Origin of the sequence: Shewanella sp. MF08487, from assembly GCF_050848685.1 — a bacterium.
GTDB classification, from domain to species: Bacteria; Pseudomonadota; Gammaproteobacteria; order Enterobacterales; family Shewanellaceae; genus Shewanella; species Shewanella glacialipiscicola.
In genome coordinates this window covers 31888-50363 of sequence record NZ_JBOZPB010000002.1, presented here as the reverse complement: position 1 = coordinate 50363, position 18476 = coordinate 31888, and the positions used below count along the sequence as shown (strand labels likewise).

At 42.9% G+C, this 18476-nt stretch carries 20 protein-coding genes and 4 tRNA genes; 15 read left to right on the top strand and 9 right to left on the bottom strand.

The annotated features are described in order from the left end of the window. The first annotated feature begins 23 nt into the window (after positions 1-23). From ACRN9H_RS01580 to ACRN9H_RS01545, 8 genes are all read left to right on the top strand, one after another. Positions 24-722 (top strand): YggS family pyridoxal phosphate-dependent enzyme, encoded by a 699-nt coding sequence (locus tag ACRN9H_RS01580; protein WP_432312176.1) that lies wholly within the window; start codon positions 24-26, stop codon positions 720-722. A 227-nt stretch (positions 723-949) separates the two neighbouring features. Then, the gene (gene proC / locus ACRN9H_RS01575; RefSeq protein WP_432312174.1) at positions 950-1768 is read left to right on the top strand and encodes a pyrroline-5-carboxylate reductase; all 819 of its coding nucleotides are present in this window, start codon (positions 950-952) and stop codon (positions 1766-1768) included. A 57-nt stretch (positions 1769-1825) separates the two neighbouring features. Next, positions 1826-2374, top strand: a complete 549-nt coding sequence (locus ACRN9H_RS01570; RefSeq protein ID WP_432312172.1) for a YggT family protein — start codon at positions 1826-1828, stop codon at positions 2372-2374. Next, on the top strand, positions 2374-2679 hold the full coding sequence (gene yggU / locus ACRN9H_RS01565; protein ID WP_432312170.1) for a DUF167 family protein YggU: 306 nt from the start codon (positions 2374-2376) through the stop codon (positions 2677-2679). Before ACRN9H_RS01570 ends, yggU begins: the two co-directional genes overlap by 1 nt. A 111-nt stretch (positions 2680-2790) precedes the next feature. Next, entirely contained in the window at positions 2791-3225 is a 435-nt protein-coding gene (locus ACRN9H_RS01560; protein ID WP_432312169.1) for a DUF4426 domain-containing protein, read from the top strand. A gap of 139 nt (positions 3226-3364) precedes the next feature. Next, positions 3365-3982, top strand: a complete 618-nt coding sequence (gene rdgB / locus ACRN9H_RS01555) for an RdgB/HAM1 family non-canonical purine NTP pyrophosphatase (RefSeq protein WP_432312168.1) — start codon at positions 3365-3367, stop codon at positions 3980-3982. Further along, positions 3982-5148 carry a radical SAM family heme chaperone HemW gene (gene hemW, locus ACRN9H_RS01550; protein WP_432312167.1) on the top strand — a complete coding sequence of 389 codons (1167 nt, stop codon included), beginning with the start codon at positions 3982-3984 and terminating at the stop codon, positions 5146-5148. Before rdgB ends, hemW begins: the two co-directional genes overlap by 1 nt. 152 nt (positions 5149-5300) lie before the next feature. Continuing rightward, positions 5301-7151, top strand: coding sequence for a DUF885 domain-containing protein (locus ACRN9H_RS01545; protein ID WP_432312166.1), 1851 nt, complete (start codon positions 5301-5303; stop codon positions 7149-7151). Between the two features lie 681 nt (positions 7152-7832). On the opposite strand, the gene ACRN9H_RS01540 is transcribed toward ACRN9H_RS01545, so the two are convergent. From ACRN9H_RS01540 to trmB, 5 genes are all read right to left on the bottom strand, one after another. Next, positions 7833-8774, bottom strand: a complete 942-nt coding sequence (locus ACRN9H_RS01540; RefSeq protein ID WP_432312165.1) for a LysR family transcriptional regulator — start codon at positions 8772-8774, stop codon at positions 7833-7835. A 429-nt stretch (positions 8775-9203) separates the two neighbouring features. Next, positions 9204-10019, bottom strand: coding sequence for a YggN family protein (locus ACRN9H_RS01535; RefSeq protein WP_432312164.1), 816 nt, complete (start codon positions 10017-10019; stop codon positions 9204-9206). A gap of 277 nt (positions 10020-10296) precedes the next feature. Next, a complete protein-coding gene (gene glsB / locus ACRN9H_RS01530; RefSeq protein WP_432312162.1) occupies positions 10297-11211 on the bottom strand; it encodes a glutaminase B in 915 nt (304 codons plus the stop codon). Further along, positions 11211-11537 (bottom strand): YggL family protein, encoded by a 327-nt coding sequence (locus ACRN9H_RS01525; RefSeq protein ID WP_432312161.1) that lies wholly within the window; start codon positions 11535-11537, stop codon positions 11211-11213. Before ACRN9H_RS01525 ends, glsB begins: the two co-directional genes overlap by 1 nt. Before the next feature lie 57 nt (positions 11538-11594). After that, complete coding sequence (gene trmB / locus ACRN9H_RS01520; protein ID WP_432312160.1) at positions 11595-12311, bottom strand: tRNA (guanosine(46)-N7)-methyltransferase TrmB; 717 nt, start codon at positions 12309-12311, stop codon at positions 11595-11597. Positions 12312-12511: 200 nt separating this feature from the next. On the opposite strand from trmB, the gene mutY reads away from it, so the two are divergent. Beyond that, positions 12512-13603, top strand: coding sequence for an A/G-specific adenine glycosylase (gene mutY, locus ACRN9H_RS01515; protein ID WP_432312159.1), 1092 nt, complete (start codon positions 12512-12514; stop codon positions 13601-13603). Between the two features lie 2 nt (positions 13604-13605). Next, the gene (locus tag ACRN9H_RS01510; RefSeq protein ID WP_432312158.1) at positions 13606-13884 is read left to right on the top strand and encodes an oxidative damage protection protein; all 279 of its coding nucleotides are present in this window, start codon (positions 13606-13608) and stop codon (positions 13882-13884) included. An 86-nt stretch (positions 13885-13970) separates the two neighbouring features. Here the strand turns inward: ACRN9H_RS01510 and ACRN9H_RS01505 are convergent, their stop codons facing one another. Then, the gene (locus ACRN9H_RS01505; RefSeq protein ID WP_432312157.1) at positions 13971-14546 is read right to left on the bottom strand and encodes a YceI family protein; all 576 of its coding nucleotides are present in this window, start codon (positions 14544-14546) and stop codon (positions 13971-13973) included. Between the two features lie 4 nt (positions 14547-14550). Then, a complete protein-coding gene (locus ACRN9H_RS01500) occupies positions 14551-15102 on the bottom strand; it encodes a cytochrome b (protein ID WP_432312156.1) in 552 nt (183 codons plus the stop codon). Positions 15103-15490: 388 nt separating this feature from the next. Here ACRN9H_RS01500 and ACRN9H_RS01495 point away from each other — a divergent pair. The 5 genes from ACRN9H_RS01495 to ACRN9H_RS01475 all read left to right on the top strand — a co-directional run bounded on the left by ACRN9H_RS01495 (position 15491) and on the right by ACRN9H_RS01475 (position 17050). Next, positions 15491-15566, top strand: a tRNA-Phe gene (locus ACRN9H_RS01495). Positions 15567-15617: 51 nt separating this feature from the next. After that, a tRNA-Thr gene (locus tag ACRN9H_RS01490) sits at positions 15618-15693 on the top strand. 540 nt (positions 15694-16233) lie between these two features. Beyond that, positions 16234-16309, top strand: a tRNA-Phe gene (locus tag ACRN9H_RS01485). Between the two features lie 43 nt (positions 16310-16352). Further along, positions 16353-16428 (top strand) — tRNA-Thr (locus ACRN9H_RS01480). Between the two features lie 277 nt (positions 16429-16705). After that, entirely contained in the window at positions 16706-17050 is a 345-nt protein-coding gene (locus tag ACRN9H_RS01475) for a DUF3634 family protein (protein WP_432312154.1), read from the top strand. A 233-nt stretch (positions 17051-17283) separates the two neighbouring features. On the opposite strand, the gene ACRN9H_RS01470 is transcribed toward ACRN9H_RS01475, so the two are convergent. Both ACRN9H_RS01470 and ACRN9H_RS01465 read right to left on the bottom strand, forming a co-directional pair. Beyond that, positions 17284-17844, bottom strand: a complete 561-nt coding sequence (locus ACRN9H_RS01470) for a DUF3833 domain-containing protein (RefSeq protein WP_432312153.1) — start codon at positions 17842-17844, stop codon at positions 17284-17286. After that, positions 17832-18452 (bottom strand): chalcone isomerase family protein, encoded by a 621-nt coding sequence (locus ACRN9H_RS01465; RefSeq protein WP_432312151.1) that lies wholly within the window; start codon positions 18450-18452, stop codon positions 17832-17834. The genes ACRN9H_RS01470 and ACRN9H_RS01465 overlap by 13 nt, the downstream gene beginning before the upstream one ends. Positions 18453-18476: the final 24 nt, after the last annotated feature.

The window sequence follows — 18476 nt, the reverse complement described above, 5'->3', positions numbered from 1 at the left end:
CCTTGCAACTAGATAATTACATCATGACAACAATAGCAGACAGACTCGCAATCGCCCATAGCAGGATTGCACAAGCCGCACAAAAATGTGATCGCCAGCCTAGCAGCATTCGCTTACTTGCCGTTAGCAAGACTAAACCTATTGAAGACATTATAGCAGCCTACCAAGCTGGGCAGCGCTGCTTTGGAGAAAACTATGTCCAAGAAGGCGCTGAAAAAATTACCGCACTCAAAGGGAATTATCCGGACATTGAATGGCATTTTATTGGCCCACTTCAATCCAATAAAACCAGCATAGTCGCGCAACATTTCGATTGGATGCACACAGTGTCTCGAGATAAAATTGCACAACGTCTTAATGATCAACGCCAAAACGAATTAGCACCATTAAATATCTGTATTCAAATTAATATCAGCGCAGAAGACACAAAATCGGGCATAGATGCCACCCAAATGTTACCACTGGCCCAACTGATAGCTCAGTTACCTAACCTAACACTGAGGGGCTTAATGGCTATTCCCACGGCAACCGCGGATACCGAGTTACAGCTTAAAGAATTTTCAACCTTACATAATTTATTCCAAACATTAAAATTGCATTATCCCTCTGTCGACACGCTTTCTATGGGGATGAGTAATGACCTAGATGCAGCCATTAGCAGCGGTTCAACTATGGTACGCATTGGCAGTGCTATTTTTGGTGAGCGCAATTATCCAGTATAAAAACGACTCATTGGCATGAAATGTAATGATAGCGTGTTACTTTAGCCTTGTTTTTAATAAGTTTCGCCCAAATATTTTATTTAAGATCCATTAATTTTAACGATTATAAGGTCAATTAGCTTAAGCCGTTCAATCAGGCTTTCATATTCAAATGACTAGCCGTTTTATCATCTTAATTTAAGGTGAATCTGTTACAAGATAACGGTTAACACACTGAAGAGAATCAAATGAGTCAACAAAAAATCTGCTTTATCGGTGCCGGCAACATGACGCGCAGTATCATCAGTGGCCTAGTGAAGAGTGGCTACCCCGCTCAACTTATTCAAGCGACCAATCCTAGCCAAGGCAAACTCGATGCACTCCAAGCGGATTTAGGCATTTTGGTTTCTCAAGATAATTTAGCTGCAGCGCAAACTGCTGATGTCATAGTGCTGTCGGTAAAGCCACAATTAATGCAGCAGGTTTGTGAAGCATTACAAACTGTTGATATGTCAAAAAAGTTAGTTATTACTATCGCAGCAGGCATTAAAGCACAGCGTTATACCGACTATTTAGCGCAAAATATTACACTTATCCGCGCAATGCCAAACACACCGATGCAAATAGGTGTGGGTATGACAGGTCTTTATGCGCCTCAAGCTATCTCAGACAAACAAAAAGCCATTTGCGATCGTTTGATGTCAAGCGGCGGCGAAATCGTGTGGGTGAATGAAGAATCAGAATTAGACCAAGTGATTGCACTATCAGGCAGTTCACCGGCTTATTTCTTTTTGCTGATGGAGTCTATGATAGATGCAGGCAAAGAAATGGGCATGGATGAAGCTAAAGCCAGAAGTTTAGTGCAGCAAGCCGCACTCGGTGCTGCTATGATGGCCAAGCAAAATCCACAGCTTACTTTAGGTAATCTAAGAGAAAATGTGACCTCAAAGGGTGGTACCACCGCGCAAGCACTTGCGACCTTTGAAGATGCGGATATGCGAGGTTTAGTCAAAAAGGCCATGGAAAATTGCATTAAACGTGCAGAAGAAATGGCAAAGACATTTTAACTTATACCCTTTACTCTTAACGCGTTTTTTATCGAACTTAAATAGGTAGAAATATCGATGAATGCATTAACCTTTTTAATCACCACCCTATTCGATCTCTACTTGATGGTAGTGATTTTGCGGATCTGGCTCCAATTGGCAAGAGCCGACTTTTATAATCCATTTAGCCAGTTTATTGTCAAAGCGACTCAGCCCATTATTGCGCCAATGCGCCGTATACTGCCTTCACTAGGGCGATTTGATACCGCATCTTTCGTGCTGGCACTGCTGGTTGTTATCGTCAAAGTGTTACTCATCAGTCTTATCGCTGGCGGTGGTATAGATATACTGTTGTTCTTGATGTTTGCCGTCGTATCTGTGATCAAAAAAGCAGGGGTCTTACTGTTTTGGATGCTGTTGATACGCGCAATATTAAGCTGGTTTAACCAAGGCTATAACCCAATTGTGATGGTCATGGGTCAGTTAACTGAACCCGTATTAGCGCCAATCCGCCGTATCATACCGCCAATTGGTGGCTTAGATTTATCCGTAATGCTGGTCATTATTGGTATGAATTTTCTCAATATGTTACTTGCCCAATATATCCCTTATTGGGCTGTGATCTAATGAGTGCAGTGACTTTGCAGCAAGGTGACTTGCTGCTTAATCTCTACATTCAGCCTAAGGCCAGCCGAGATCAAATTGTAGGACTGCACGGTGATGAGCTAAAAGTAGCCATCACTGCGCCGCCTATTGATGGCAAGGCAAATGCCTATTTAAGTAAATACTTAGCAAAAGCCTTTAAAGTACCAAAGAGCAATATCCACATAGTAAAAGGTGAACTTGGCAGACATAAGCAAATTAGGGTTATCGACCCTAAACTTATCCCAAGTGTGATCACTGAACTCATAGAACACAGTAGTAAAGGTTAATACTGTTGAAAGACTGAAAACGAATTAGCCACATTGGATGTCAATAATTTATTGAAAACTGTACTGACTGCGGCTTCTACTCAAGCATCTCAAATATAAAGGTACCCCATTATGCTGCGTAATCTTCTCGCTATATTAGCTCTCACTGCGAGCCTTTGCGGCGTTGCCAGCGCTGAGCAAAAAGAAACCGTAGGTAAGTTTGATATCCACTATATGGCTCTTGGCAGTACATTTTTAACACCTAGCATAGCCAAATCCTATGGTATTCAGCGCAGTAGTTATAGAGGTATTATTAATATTGCCGTACTGGACAATAGCGAAACCAATAAACCCGCAGTGCCTGTTGAAATAACCGGTGTCGCTAATAATTTATTAGATGCTCGCATCAATCTCATCTTTAAAGAAATTCGTGAAGATGATGCTATTTATTACATAGCAGAAGTGCCCTACCGCGATGATCAGGAGATCAACTTCAATATTGCGATAAAGCACGGTAATCAATTAAATACCAATTTACAGTTCAAGCAAAAATTCTACGTCGAATAAGCTAGGCTACGATTATCGCAAAATATAAGTCACTTTTGGACGATACAATTCTGTACCGTCCCGCCCTTTTTCTATCCTTTAGCCCACAGCTTGGGTATCATTGCCGCAGTATAAGTCGCCCCAATGATATAGGTATTCCATGCAACAAATCGTCCTCGCCAGCGGTAATAAAGGCAAACTCGCCGAATTTGATCAAATGCTCGCAAGCTACGGTGTCACTGTACTGCCGCAGAGCCAATTTAATGTCAGCGAAGTGGCAGAAACGGGCACTACTTTTGTCGAAAATGCCATTATCAAAGCCAGGCACGCTGCCGAAATCACCGGACTTGCGGCCATTGCTGATGATTCCGGTTTAGAAGTGGATTTACTCCAAGGCGCTCCTGGCATTTATTCAGCGCGTTACGCGGGCGAAAATGCGAAAGATCAAGATAACGTCTTAAAACTACTTGAGACATTAAAAGACCAGCCTGCACCTCGCAGTGCGAGATTCCAATGCGTACTGGTGTATATGCGCCACGCGAAAGACCCAACCCCAATTATTTGCCAAGCGTCATGGGAAGGCCAAATCGACTTTAACCAACGCGGCGACAATGGCCATGGCTACGATCCGATTTTTATCCCTGAAAATCATCAATGTAGTGCCGCGGAGCTGAGCAGCAACGAGAAAAATGCCTTAAGCCATCGTGGTAAAGCTCTAGTGCAACTCATCGCCGCCATGCAAGCCCAAGGCGTGTTAACCGGCGGGAATGCACAATAATGTCGTCAACTGCCGTGACTACTGCGATGAAGCTCGAACTGCCACCACTGAGTCTATATATCCATATTCCTTGGTGCGTACAAAAGTGTCCTTATTGTGACTTTAATTCCCATGGTCAAAATGGCGAACTGCCACAGGAGGCCTATGTTGATGCGCTATTGGAAGACTTACGCCAAGACTTACATCTCGTCCAAGGGCGGCAAATCCATACCCTCTTTATCGGTGGCGGCACGCCATCATTATTCGATGCTAAACAAATCAAACGCATACTCGATGGTGCTAATGCGCTAATCCCCTTTAGTGACAATATTGAAATCACCATGGAAGCCAACCCTGGCACCTTAGAACACGATGACTTTAGTGCCTATCGCGCAGCGGGTGTCACTCGTTTATCTATCGGGGTGCAGAGTTTTTCTAAGGATAAGCTCAACTTGCTCGGACGTATTCACGATCAAAACGAGGCACAAGTCGCTGCTCAAAAAGCCAGCCAAGCGGGATACTTGAGTTTTAACCTCGATTTAATGCATGGATTACCCAACCAAAGTTTTGCTGAAGCGATGGCCGATATCGACACGGCAGCGGCGCTCAATCCGCCCCACCTATCTTGGTATCAGTTAACAATTGAGCCCAACACCCTATTCCACTCAAAACCGCCGCAGTTGCCCGATGACGAAGCGCTCTGGCATATCTATGAGCAAGGTCAACAAAAGCTGGCCGCATTAGGGTATGAGCAATACGAAATATCCGCTTATGCGAAACCCGGTTACCAATGTAAGCACAATCTCAACTACTGGCAGTTTGGTGATTATCTAGGCATAGGCTGTGGCGCCCACGGTAAAGTGACGCTGCCAGAAGAAAACCGCATTATACGCACGGTAAAAATTAAACATCCCAAGGGATATCTGAGTGCCAGCAACTACACCTTCGAATCGATTGATGTGGCAGAGGAAGACCGCGCGCTCGAATATTTAATGAATCGCCTGCGCCTGATGACACCTATCCCTAAGCAAGAATTTGAACTGCGCACCGGACAACACAGAGACACATTGACCGAAGGAATGGAAAAAGCCAAACAACGCGGTTTACTCACAGAATCTGCTGAACATTGGCAATTAACCAGCAAAGGTCATATGTTTGTTAATGATTTACTGACACAATTCTGCTGAGTGAGCCGTTAAAATAGCTCTATAAATAATGTGTTAGTAACTAATAGTACAATTTAACACTATTACTGCTAACACATTTTCTAACATTAATATCCATACATTCTTGTCCAGCTTCTTTAGAATTGATGCAACTCAATCCAGGAAGCCTGATCATGCCAATAAAAACTAAAATCAGCTTAGTCGCACTGACCCTTTCAGCTCTGCTGACCATTCCCGCTTATGCAGCATCAACTTCGCCAGCCTTACACAGTGCAAGCGAACCTGTGAATGCAGTAGCACAAACCGAGTCAGAAAAAGCCAATGCGCTGTTCGAAACCATCTTCATGGAAAATATTATGGCGAGCCCCATTTCGCAGACCTATATGGGGATCAAGCAAGACTATGATAAATGGGATGAACTAGGTGATACCGCCGATGATAAAGCCCTAGCTCGCACGAAAAAACAACTGGCGCAGGTCAATCAGATTGATGCCGCCAAGCTCGATCCACAAACAAAACTCAGCCTCACCTTACTAAAACAAAATCTGCAAAATGACATCGAAGATGACCAATGGCGCTATCATAATTATCCTGTAAATCAAATGTATGGCGGCCACTCTATGATCGCCTCCTTCTTGATTAACCAACATCAAATCACAGATGTTAGCGATGCGAAGGCCTATATCAGCCGCTTGAATGGCGTGCCCAAACGCTTAAGTCAATTACAGACAGTATTAGACGTTCGCGCAGATAAAGGCATTATCGCGCCTAAGTTTGTATTCGCTTATGTGATTTCAGACAGCCAAAACATTATCAAAGGTGCGCCTTTTGATAAGGGCGACGACAGCGCGCTACTCGCAGATTTTCGCCGTAAAGTGAACGCATTAGCGATTCAAGAAACGGAAAAGCAAGCGTTAATAAAACAAGCTAAGCAAGCACTCGTTACTCAAGTTGAACCCGCCTACAACAAGCTCATCAGTTACATCAAAACCTTAGCAACAAAAGCTGATGACCGCGATGGTGCGTGGAAACTCCCTAATGGCGCGGCTTTTTACAATAATGCTTTGGCCCGTACTACGACGACAAACATGACCGCCGATCAAATCCATGACTTAGGCCTTTCTGAGGTGGAACGTATCCATAATGAAATGCGCGCCATCATGAAGAAGGTCAATTTTAAAGGCGATTTACAGCAATTCTTTAGCTTTATGCGTGACGATCCCCAGTTCTACTACCCCAATACTGCCGAAGGCAAAGCAGCTTATTTAGCTGAGGCGACTAAGTTCATCGACAATATGAAGTCGCGCTTGGATGAAGTGTTCAAAGTAAAACCTAAGGCCGCCATGGTAGTGAAGCAGGTTGAAGCCTTTAGAGAGAAATCCGCGGGTAAAGCCTTCTATGAACAACCAGCACCGGATGGTTCGCGTCCCGGTAGCTACTATGCAAACCTATATGACATGAAAGCCATGCCGAAATACCAAATGGAGGCACTGGCCTACCACGAAGGTATTCCGGGTCATCACATGCAGATCGCCATTTCCCAAGAACTGCAAAATATTCCTAAGTTCCGCAAGTTTGGTGGTTATACCGCGTATATCGAGGGCTGGGGTTTATATAGCGAATCTTTCCCAAAAGAAATGGGACTGTACGCCGATCCTTACTCTGATTTTGGTCGCCTAGCAATGGAGTTGTGGCGTGCATGTCGCTTAGTCGTTGATACTGGTATCCACACTAAAAAGTGGACCCGCGAGCAAGGCATAACCTATTACGTGGACAATACGCCCAATGCTAAATCGGATGCGGTGAAAATGGTTGAACGCCATATCGTTATGCCATCGCAAGCGACAGCCTATAAAGTGGGCATGATTAAGCTGCTGGAACTCAGACATAAAGCAGAGCTACAGCTTGGCAGTCAATTTGATATCCGAGACTTCCATACGCTAGTGCTTGCTAACGGCGCATTGCCACTGGATGTGTTAGAACAACAAGTCGATGTTTGGATTGCCAGCAAGAAGAAGGCCTAATACCCTGATGTTTTAAAGCCTTAATGCCTTAATGCTGAGTCGTGAAGTACTGTTAACTTGCTTCACGACTAAAGCGACATAGATGAAAGCCTTAAGCTGCGCCCAATAAAAAAGCCACTCGAAAGTGGCTTTTTTATTGGTACCATTATCCCGTTAGATAACAGAACCCTTCTCACTGTGGGTCACTATATTTGTTGTATTAATTTATGCTTTAGCACTCGCTTTCACATCACTTAACACACAGTTGCGACTTTAGGGTACAGGGAGACAAAACGCTTATCTAAGGCTGCACAAACCATCAATAAAAAATTACCTCAGCGATAAGGCTGAGGTAAACCAAAAACTAGGATGATGGTTTAAAGAGCCAACATTGTTTTAGTTCTCAAACTTCTGTTGGCTGTGATCCAAAACTGCATTAACGCCGACCTGTATACAAAAATTGAAAGGGGTCATTTCCAATAAACGTATAGGACTCAGATCATTCCGAATCAACTGTCACCATTGTATTCAATTAAGAACAGAGTTCAAGTATGTTATAAAAAAGTGCTTTAGAAAACCCTAAAAAACCATCAGCAAATGCACTCAAAAACTCAACCTAACGTATTGATTTTAAATAACCAACAAAGTGTTAGCTCAATTTAAAACCACATAAAGCTGCTTTTGAGAACAATGTTTCCTATTTTACTGACGTTCACTGAATAATTCGACATAGGGCGCATCCCAGTAAGGCGGTGTTCCTATGTGTTCTTTAATAAACTCGATAAAGGAACTGACCTTAGGTGCCAAGTGTTTACGACGAGGATAAACCGCCTGTAAGGGTAAATGATTGGTCAATTGCCAATCTTTGAGTAAGGGGACTAATGTCCCCTTAGTAATTTCATCTTCCATAAGATAACTCGCCAGATACACGACTCCAAGACCACTGATTGCAGCAGACTTTAATGCGGGCGCATTATCCACTCTGAAATTACCTGATACGCCAATTTCACAATAATCATCACCCTTTTTAAATTGCCACATACTGTGCTCATGCCATTCACCTTGATAGACCAAACAATTATGGTCAACCAATTGTTCAGGTCGAGAAGGCTCGCCATGTTGAGCAATATAGCCAGGAGATGCAACTAACAGGAATTGGCACTTCATCAGCGGTCTTGCGACCATGCCTAACGGTAATTGCTCGGACATGGTTAACAGTAAATCTAAGCCTTCACTCACCACATCGACTTTATGGTCAAGTAAGCTCACCTGTAGCTCTAACTCCGGGTGTTTTGCCATAAAGGATGGCAAAGCGGGAATGATATGCATCACCCCAAACGATTGCGAGATTCCCACTTTAAGCACGCCGCGAGTCGCATCATTTAAGTTATGTACGCTAGCAATCGCTTGCTCTGCATCACGCAGGAGCTCTTCACCCTGTAGATACAATAAATGCCCCGCTTCAGTCAGACTTAAGCTGCGCGTTGTACGTTGGATTAATTGAACACCAAGTTTATGTTCAAGATCAGCGACTTGTGTACTAACCTTCGACTTAGAAATTCCAAGTCTTCTTGCGGCTGCACTAAAACTACCTGCTCTGGCTACATGAGTAAAAATCGCAATAGGTTCTAACAGTTCTAACATGGAAGTCGCCTTAAGCTGTTTACGACAATAATATTAATTTTCGGTGGGGCGGCAATGGCTTAGCGCAATCTTCGCTTAAAAATAACCAGAGCATGGAGATCTCGCATTTAACGTACAAAACACTGAGATTTAGACCGAAAACATCCACTAAAGTAGGAGTTATATCTGACTGATATGCCAGCTTTTAATTATATTTTAAGAGTATATCAAATATTACTCTGCAAAATGTAACATTCAACGCCAAATTAGCGTAAGTGATAGCATGTTAAACGCTTTACGCTTTCAGTCATTAGTATTACAGGCAATTAACAGTCATATTCTGCATTGTAAAAAATAAAGCCCCTAGCACGATTAAGTGTAGGGGCTCATATGATAAGGTATGGTCACTGCTTCTTAACTTAAAATGATACTGTTAATCACGCAAAATATTTATTTTAATACCGTTGGCGAAGTCTCTTTAGTTAACGGAAAAGGCGCAAGTTCTGGCACATCTTGGCGCACTTGTTTTTCTAGTACCAATAGTGATTCCATATTACCGCACACTTTATCTGCGCGTAATTTTAAAGCGTCAGATTGTGATTCAATTTGCTTTTCAATGCCTTTACCTAAACCATCCATTTTTTTAGAAAACGCATTCATTTTTGCTTCAAAAGAACCACCATCAGCAGACATTAACTGCCCACCCATAGTCATCATAATAGTGCCTAATGAGCTTTGTACTATCTGGCCCATTTCAGCCTCAAATTCATTGTTAAAGGTATCCTGAATTGAACCTTCAGTTGCACTTAAATAGAAGTTATTGCCATTTTGATGAGCTATCCCATCGACTCTTGTCTGTACGCCGCCCATCATCTTATCAATCTGTACACCTGAGGCATCGCCCAATAACGGGGTAAGCGCCGTACTCACAGCTTGCGTTGCGAGTGTCACGCCATCATTCACTAAGCTCACCACTTCAGGTACTTGTGTTGATACATCTGCGGCATATTGGCTAACTAATTTTTGCTGTTTATCATTTAACTTAACTTGTTTACCTTGCACAAATAATTTATTGCTATCAATACGATATTGCTCGGCCCCCTTGTCGCTCACAATAACTTTTTTAGGTTCAATGTTAATATCATAATTAAGCGCCACGTCGCAGCGCTTATCCGCAGTAAATGACATCGCAAAAGTCGATTGCCCACTACCCATGCCAAATAACACCGCTGATAACACCAATCCACTACCTATATTTATGTTCATATTGACGATTCCTGTAAGTGAAGTGGCCTTTGAATTAAATGGCCCAATAAACGAAATGAGTGCCCAACTAACAGCATTGGCTATAACTAAGTAAGCTTTAGCAGAATACATGCCAGAATCGTAACGAGTTGATTTAATGAATCTTAAATAATAAGTCGGCTATTAACGGGATATAACGCTTTGTCAAAAGCGCAACTTTTACATTGTTACGCCAAATAGTACCTTATTTTACAACTAGATAAACTAAGGTACGAATATGGTAGCAATGCGGTGATGATTAGAAAATAGATCGGCCAAGACGTTGGCTTAAATGCTCAAGCATGGCCGTACCAGCAAGTGAATTACCATGGTTATCAAGCTCTGGCGACCAAACGCAAATCGACAGTTCCCCAGGAATAACGGCAATGATGCCACCACCGACGCCACTTTTACCTGGCATACCAACACGATAGGCAAACTCACCTGCACCGTCATATAGGCCCGAGGTCGCCAACAGGGCATTAAGCTGCCGAGTTTGCACCGGAGAAATAAGCTCAGTCCCCGCGATACTTTTACCGCGATTAGCCAAATACAACATGGCCTTAGACAAGTCAGCACAATTCATCTTTAAAGCGCAGTAATGAAAATACGTGCGCAGCACAGTATCGACATCGCCTTGAAAATTACCAAAGGACTTCATCAAATAAGCAATCGCCGCATTGCGCGCACTATGCTGATATTCTGAATCGGCCACTTGTTTGTCGAAACTCACTTTATCGTTTTGGCTAAGTTGCCTAACTAACTCGAGCATTCTATGTTTAGGCGCACCTAAACGGCTCTGCAATAAGTCAGCAATCACTAACGCGCCTGCATTGATAAATGGATTACGCGGCTTGCCACGCTCTAACTCGACTTGCACTAAAGAGTTGAATGAATGGCCCGAAGGTTCTTTGCCAACACGGCTCCAGATTTCGGCTTCTTCATATAAAGTTAACGCTAAGGTTAAGCTGAAAACTTTGGAGATACTTTGAATCGAAAACGGCTCAAGGTAATCGCCCGCACCTAAAGTTTCACCGTCAACAGTTGTAACGGCAATGCCTAATTTGCCAGCATCAACGCTGGCCAGTGCGGGGATATAATTTGCAACCTTTCCTTGGCCGAGCAAGGGTCGAACTTTCTCGACCACTTCCTCAAGTAATGCCAACTCGGGCATTAACCCCACCAAATGTCATACAGTTCGCTAACTTCAACCTGAGACACTTTTTGGGTCGCCCAGAATGCCTTAACTGCAGCAATATCTTCTTCGGTACATTTACCAATCGTTTGGGTGGCGATAATGCCTTCCCATTCGATGTGGCCGCCGCCATGGAAACCTAATTTACGGGTTTCGATCACTTCATCGATGAATTTATCTACCGTTGCATCGATATCGGCTTCTGATACTGATGCATCAAAAGACCAAGTCATATCAAAACCTAACTCTTGGAATTCATCAACGCGCATTTTCTTACGTAAACGACGGCTACGATTAGTTGCCATAGAGATTTTCCCCGTTGTGTTAAAAAACTAATTAATCATTCAATTGAAATATCTAAATTAAGCGATACGCTCAAACATTAGATCCCATACACCGTGACCCAATCTATGGCCGCGGGCTTCAAACTTGGTTAATGGACGATGATCGGGGCGTGGCACCACAGTGCCATCACTTGACTGGTTTTGATAACCAGGAGCCGCCTGCATCACTTCCAACATATGTTCGCTGTATTCTTCCCAGTCGGTTGCCATATGGAACACGCCACCAATTTTTAGCTTACCGCGGATAAGCTCAGCAAATTCAGCTTGCACGATACGGCGCTTATGGTGACGTTTTTTATGCCAAGGATCGGGGAAAAACAATTGCACTCGAGCTAATGAACCGTCAGCAATTGCATGCTCTAATACTTCCATGGCATCGTGATGATACACACGTAAATTAGTCACCTCTGCAATGGCGGCATCGCTTAAGCAAGAACCGACACCCGGTTTATGCACTTCAATACCTATGAAATTTTGCTCTGGTGCGTCTTTAGCCATTTGCACTAAAGAAGCGCCCATGCCAAAGCCAATTTCCAGCACGGTATCAGCTTCACGACCAAAAACGTCACTTAGTACCAATGGCGTTGGGCTGTAATCTAAACCCATTGTTGGCCACTGACTGTCAATAGCGTGTGCTTGGCCTTTGGTTAAGCGACCTTCTCTTAGGACAAAGCTTCTGATCTTACGCAGATACTTGCCTTCTTCATTAAATTCAGCGGTAGTAACTTCGCTCATTTTTGCCTCGTCTAGTGGACAACACCGTCATAAAAGAAGGGCATTATCCAAAGTTCAACATACAGTGCAAGCACTAATGGGGCGAAAGTATACCAAGATTATTTAAGAGTGCGAATTTAGTATGACTTTCGGCTTATTAACCTCTATATAGCATGTCTTTGGCGCTTGTCTAAGAAGGGAACTGCCGCTAAACTGCGCCGATGAAATCTACAGCCTCCTTTGCTACACGTATCGTATCTTGGTACGACAATCACGGTCGTAAAACCCTCCCTTGGCAGCAAGATAAAACCCTATATCGCGTATGGGTTTCTGAAATCATGCTGCAACAAACTCAGGTTGCGACGGTTATTCCCTATTACCTTAAATTTATGGCGCGTTTTCCCGATGTGTTAGCACTTGCTAACGCGCCAGACGATGAGGTATTACATCATTGGACCGGCCTTGGGTATTACGCTAGGGCGCGTAATCTGCATAAAGCAGCCAAGATCATCCGCGACGATTATCAGGGATTATTTCCAACGGATTTTGAGCAAGTACTTGCGCTGCCTGGCATTGGCCGCTCCACAGCAGGCGCGGTATTGTCACTGTCACTTGGACAACATCACCCTATTCTCGACGGTAACGTAAAGCGTGTGCTAGCAAGACACGGCGCTATTGCGGGTTGGCCGGGGCAAAAAACGGTCGAAGCGCAGCTTTGGCAACTAACGGATGCCTTCACACCGCAGCAAGATATTCAGAAATATAATCAAGCCATGATGGATATCGGCGCCAGTATTTGTACCCGTAGCAAACCTAGCTGCGCCGCTTGCCCTGTCGCGATTGATTGCAAAGCACAGCTTATTGGCAGGCAAACTGATTTCCCCGGCAAAAAGCCTAAAAAAACCATACCAACTAAAGCGGCGTGGATGTTAGTGCTAATGCAAGACAACCAAGTGTTTTTAGCTAAACGTCCGCCAGCGGGAATTTGGGGCGGACTTTGGTGTTTCCCTGAGTTTGCCACCCAAGCCACCCTAGAAACTCACCTCGAAGAGCAAGGGTTTGCTACGCAGCAGCTTGAATGGTTAACTGGCTTTAGGCACACATTTAGCCACTTTCATTTAGATATTCAGCCCATTATGCTTAATTTAGATAAAATCCACGGCAATAAAGAGAGCGTGGGCGTTGTCATGGAACAAAACCAGTCTCTCTGGTATAACATAAGTCATCCTTCCAAAGTGGGACTCGCCGCTGCCACCGAGCGCGTGCTAGCCAATTTGGGATCACTCGTTCAATCCGCAGTCAGTAAGGAATAATCATGGCGCGTACAGTCAATTGCGTATATTTAAATAAAGAAGCCGACGGCCTAGACTTTCAACTGTATCCAGGTGATTTAGGTAAGCGCATTTTTGATAACATCAGCAAAGAAGCTTGGGGCCTATGGCAAAAAAAGCAAACCATGCTGATCAACGAAAAGAAACTCAACATGATGAATGTTGATGATCGTAAGTTTCTTGAAGAACAAATGACCGCTTTCCTCTTTGAAGGTAAAGAAGTAGAAATTGAAGGTTTTGTGCCTGAAAAAGACCAAGATTAATTCTTGTCGTTAACTTAACGATAAAGCTTACAAAAAGCGCCTTTCGGCGCTTTTTGTTTATTAATCTTGTGAAGAATAACTGAGCGTTACTTACGCACGCCTTCAACCACAAGATCTAACTCAACATGGCTAGAAGCTGGGCCTAAATCCATTTTGATGCCAAAATCTTTCATCGCAAAGGTAGTTGTGCCCGTAAAACCAGCACGGTAGCCCCCCCAAGGATCTTGACCTTCGCCCACTGCATGGGCATTGATCGCTAATGGCTTAGTGACACCATTTAAGGTTAAGTTGCCGTTAATCACTAAGTCGCCATTACCTTTATCTTCAACTGTGGTTGAGGTAAACGTCGCTTGCCCAAATTGACTCGTGTTTAGGAAATCGGCGCTACGAATATGCTTATCACGCTCGGCGTGGTTTGAATCCACACTAAGCGTATTTACTGTCACATTCACTTTAGCCGCAGTGGGTTTAGCCGCGTCATAGCTAAAGTCACCGCTAAAATCATTAAAGCGACCAACGACATAGCTATAACCTAAGTGACTCACTTTGAAAGTAATAGAGGCATGTGCTCCTTCACTGTCAATGACATAGTCCGCCGCAAAAGCCGCCATCGGAGCCAATAGAGATGCACCAATCAGTGCGCTTAACAGTTGCTTTTTCATTGTGTTATCCTCGATTAAATTTAATCATTTTGAGTAAAGTTGCGTCTTTATCGATAAAGTGATGCTTTAACGCACCTGCAGCGTGGATCACCACGAGTGCGATTAAGCTATAAGCTGCGTATTGGTGGATATCGCCTGCTATATCGGCTTGGTTTTCAAAAAAAGGTCCAAATCCTGGTAGTTCAAACCAGTCAAACACCATAATTCCACGGCCTTCTGCCGTTGAAATAAGAATGCCGGCACACATGATCACCAGCAGCAAGGCATAGATAGCTAAATGCGCAATATGAGCCGCCTGCTTCTCCCAAGGCTTATGATTCGCCTCAAGTACGGGTTTAGGGTTAACTAAGCGCCACAACAAACGGAATAACGTCACCACCAAGAGTAAAATACCGATACTCTTATGTAGATAGGGCGCTGTTTGATACCAAGCACTGTAGTAGGTTAACTCCACCATCCACACACCTAGGGCAAACAACCCAATAACGACAATCGCACTCAGCCAATGAGTCACTATTGCAGTTATCCCATACGAAAACTGATTATTTCGAAACATACTGCGACTCCGTACTCGCGCTTTATTCATGCCTTCCATGAAATAATATTCATTATCATAAGTCTAAATTTAAAAACTAAAATCAGTAAAAATCGCTCATATCTTTCTAAATTTTAGAAAGTAAGCCGAAAGCTGGGATTTATGAGCACAACTCTATAGTAAACATCAGTATCTCTTGGCCTTGAAAAGTATAGTCAACGAATGATATTGACCTAAACTCGCAGAATAAAAGATAAAAAACAGCCAAGCTGCACATTAAACCGTCGAACGAGTTATTAATTGGGAAAAAGCACTTGCAGAGGATAAACAGCCTAGCTAATATAGCGGCACTTAGAACGAGACGGCTCAGCCAACGAGTTCAAAGTAGTTAACTAACGCTTAGTTAGTTGCCCGAATAGCTCAGTCGGTAGAGCAGAGGATTGAAAATCCTCGTGTCCCTGGTTCGATTCCGGGTTCGGGCACCACTATTTAACGTAATAGATTCTAAAGTTATATAGAGTTTTTACGACGTTTTAGCCGGCATAGCTCAGTTGGTAGAGCAACTGACTTGTAATCAGTAGGTCCCGAGTTCGACTCTTGGTGCCGGCACCATATAAACAAAAAAGCCACTCGTCGAGTGGCTTTTTTGTATCTGAATTTTGACTAACAACTCATCAAAAATCGCAACTGACTGACTCTTTACAATACCAATAGCTCCAGATCTAGATTCTTAAGCGATTGTTCAGTAAAAATTTACATCAAAATCAGAGTTACAGATAAGCATAGCTACCAAAACCTGCTATCGATAAAAGCGGTGTAACGCTAATAAATCTTCGCAGTCAGCATCCCCTCCTTCGCATAAGCTGAATGACTTAAGCGTTAATGTTATTCCCTAACACAAAATAAACGAGCGCAGAAGCTAACCTAATCATCCCAAAGGGAGCGCTATCGTCACTAAAATGCTGAAACTTTCAGCGACTCAATATGAGTAAAGTGGAAGAATCAAATAAATGTTCGATTTTTGTTTAATAGTTAATCAGTCATTTAAAAAGGGCTTGCACAGCCAAAGCGAGCACTATACTATACGCGCACTTCGAACGAACAAGGTCTTTACGACTTAGTTTAAAGTAGTTAACTAACGCTTAGTTAGTTGCCCGAATAGCTCAGTCGGTAGAGCAGAGGATTGAAAATCCTCGTGTCCCTGGTTCGATTCCGGGTTCGGGCACCACTATTAAAGTAACAAATTCGATAGAGTTTTTTACGAAGCTTAAGCCGGCATAGCTCAGTTGGTAGAGCAACTGACTTGTAATCAGTAGGTCCCGAGTTCGACTCTTGGTGCCGGCACCATATAAACAAAAAAGCCACTCAATGAGTGGCTTTTTTGTATCTTTATTTTAACTAGCAACTGACTTACTCCCGAGTTCAGCTGTTGGCGCAAACTGTTCAGACTCAAATGTTATTCTATCTATTATCTAAATCCTAAATTAGCCCAAGCAGTTTATCTCTCTTATACCCTTAAGTTTAATTGTGTATTTGATTACCAACTCAAAATTGCGTGTTAGCGCACTGTTAAAACAAGCCACTACAAGGTATCTTGGCTTAATAAACATGACTAGGAGGCGTTATGACAGCCAATATTTTAAAACTCATTTTTGTCGCAATTGGAATATTTCTGGTCTACAAATTGATATTTGGTAGTAAAAAAGGGCTGACTCTTTTTGAAATACATTTTAAAGATGGCCGTATGACTCAACATAAAGGCAAGATCCCCGAACGGTTCGAGCGAGAGTGTCGCCAAATCGCTAAAGTAGAAAAACTGACATGCACTATTAGAGCTGAAAAATCTGGCGATGTACGCTTACACATTTCAGCTAACGTGAGTGACAATGTGAAGCAAAGGATTCGCAATCTATTTCCGTTTGAATATTATGATAAAAAAACGATAGATAACAATCGTCAAGCGGGTTAATACCCTATATATCACGAGATGTTTAGTGGGATAAAACTTAAGTGATTACGACTCGGTATCACTCTGAAATTTAAACGTGCTAGGGTTAAACGAAGTTACTGCACAGTAAAATAGCTCAGCGCATGCTCAAACGACGTAGATTGAAATACCTAACTGTAATTTCAGTTAGGTATTTCAAAATGATGGGGAATTGATGAGTCGACGATCAACTTAACGCCATAAATCAATTAATATTATTTTTGAATCACTAAAGTAACCTGAGCGACCGTGACACCAAACTTAATAATATCGCTCTGATTGATAATGGTATTGTCATTAACTAAGAACATCCAATCATCGAAATGCACTTGATATTCATCGCCATCTACAGGCAACAACATATCGTATTTCCAACGTAATGCACTCCCACTCGATTGCCCCAACGCCGTGCCTAAGATATCGCCAGCGGTTCCTGTGTATTGTCCATTACCTAAGACTATAATCTTCCATACTCGAGTTTGAGTTTCGCCATCATCGTACACAAACCACTCATTAATAACGCCTTCATTCCCCTGCCAGCTGGCTTCCATTGTGACATTAAATTTTCGGATCACTTTGCCACTAAAATCATGCACTACTCCAGAAGCTTTTAAAGGACCGTTAAAAAATGATTCCAACACTAATGTCGGGGAAGTATCTTTATAATCAGTGACTTCCACTGAGGAGCAACTCGATAGCAAACCTATCATTAAGCAGCCTAAAAACAACTTTCTACCAATCAATTTTTTGCCTATCAAGGTGTTTAACAGTCGCATGATTTTTCTCCGAGTAATTGCGCCCGCAAACTCGGACGACTGGTGTCTTTAGATAACCAGATGGCTAAAAACGCTGCAGCGAAATTCGCATCGTGCATAACCCCTAATGGCTGTTGATTAAAGAAAAACTGACTGGTTTGTTCATCGATAACCTTAAAGCTTAAATGATCGCCCGGCTTCACATCGGGCCAAGTCGCAGCTAATAAATCTTGCCAACGCGCAATATCATCGGCAGAAAACTGTAAATGTTGCCATTGATCCCGCGTTGCTTCTAACAAATCTTCAGCTGCAATATCTCGGTAATATTCAATGTCGAGTAGTAGAGGATATTGTCCCTGTTGATAACGGCCAGTTAGCGTTATCAGTTTGGCTCTATATAAACTAAACCACAGCCAATCCATTTCTCCACGGCCCACTTCTAGGAACTTCTGCTTAGGCTCACTAATCCATGTACTTTCAACAGCGGCAGTCGTTGACACTAAAGTATCCACCTCTCGTGCAGCTAAAGGCACAGTTAATAGACTAAGCAACAACAAACCTAAGCTGCTTGAATTAAGACACGATAAACTAAGCTTTAAGTTGCAATAACGATTAAAAATAACTGCCATAGGAACTCTCCTTCACTGCAAAAT

Coding starts and splice junctions, on each gene's coding strand:
- ACRN9H_RS01560 (WP_432312169.1), top strand. CDS start 2,791: ATGCTGCGTAATCTTCTCGCTATATTAGCTCTCACTGCGAGCCTTTGC.
- trmB (WP_432312160.1), bottom strand. CDS start 12,311: ATGAGCGAAGTTACTACCGCTGAATTTAATGAAGAAGGCAAGTATCTG.
- rdgB (WP_432312168.1), top strand. CDS start 3,365: ATGCAACAAATCGTCCTCGCCAGCGGTAATAAAGGCAAACTCGCCGAA.
- ACRN9H_RS01465 (WP_432312151.1), bottom strand. CDS start 18,452: ATGGCAGTTATTTTTAATCGTTATTGCAACTTAAAGCTTAGTTTATCG.
- yggU (WP_432312170.1), top strand. CDS start 2,374: ATGAGTGCAGTGACTTTGCAGCAAGGTGACTTGCTGCTTAATCTCTAC.
- ACRN9H_RS01580 (WP_432312176.1), top strand. CDS start 24: ATGACAACAATAGCAGACAGACTCGCAATCGCCCATAGCAGGATTGCA.
- ACRN9H_RS01505 (WP_432312157.1), bottom strand. CDS start 14,546: ATGAAAAAGCAACTGTTAAGCGCACTGATTGGTGCATCTCTATTGGCT.
- mutY (WP_432312159.1), top strand. CDS start 12,512: ATGAAATCTACAGCCTCCTTTGCTACACGTATCGTATCTTGGTACGAC.
- ACRN9H_RS01470 (WP_432312153.1), bottom strand. CDS start 17,844: ATGCGACTGTTAAACACCTTGATAGGCAAAAAATTGATTGGTAGAAAG.
- ACRN9H_RS01475 (WP_432312154.1), top strand. CDS start 16,706: ATGACAGCCAATATTTTAAAACTCATTTTTGTCGCAATTGGAATATTT.
- ACRN9H_RS01535 (WP_432312164.1), bottom strand. CDS start 10,019: ATGAACATAAATATAGGTAGTGGATTGGTGTTATCAGCGGTGTTATTT.
- ACRN9H_RS01525 (WP_432312161.1), bottom strand. CDS start 11,537: ATGGCAACTAATCGTAGCCGTCGTTTACGTAAGAAAATGCGCGTTGAT.
- ACRN9H_RS01545 (WP_432312166.1), top strand. CDS start 5,301: ATGCCAATAAAAACTAAAATCAGCTTAGTCGCACTGACCCTTTCAGCT.
- glsB (WP_432312162.1), bottom strand. CDS start 11,211: ATGCCCGAGTTGGCATTACTTGAGGAAGTGGTCGAGAAAGTTCGACCC.
- ACRN9H_RS01510 (WP_432312158.1), top strand. CDS start 13,606: ATGGCGCGTACAGTCAATTGCGTATATTTAAATAAAGAAGCCGACGGC.
- proC (WP_432312174.1), top strand. CDS start 950: ATGAGTCAACAAAAAATCTGCTTTATCGGTGCCGGCAACATGACGCGC.
- ACRN9H_RS01500 (WP_432312156.1), bottom strand. CDS start 15,102: ATGTTTCGAAATAATCAGTTTTCGTATGGGATAACTGCAATAGTGACT.
- hemW (WP_432312167.1), top strand. CDS start 3,982: ATGTCGTCAACTGCCGTGACTACTGCGATGAAGCTCGAACTGCCACCA.
- ACRN9H_RS01540 (WP_432312165.1), bottom strand. CDS start 8,774: ATGTTAGAACTGTTAGAACCTATTGCGATTTTTACTCATGTAGCCAGA.
- ACRN9H_RS01570 (WP_432312172.1), top strand. CDS start 1,826: ATGAATGCATTAACCTTTTTAATCACCACCCTATTCGATCTCTACTTG.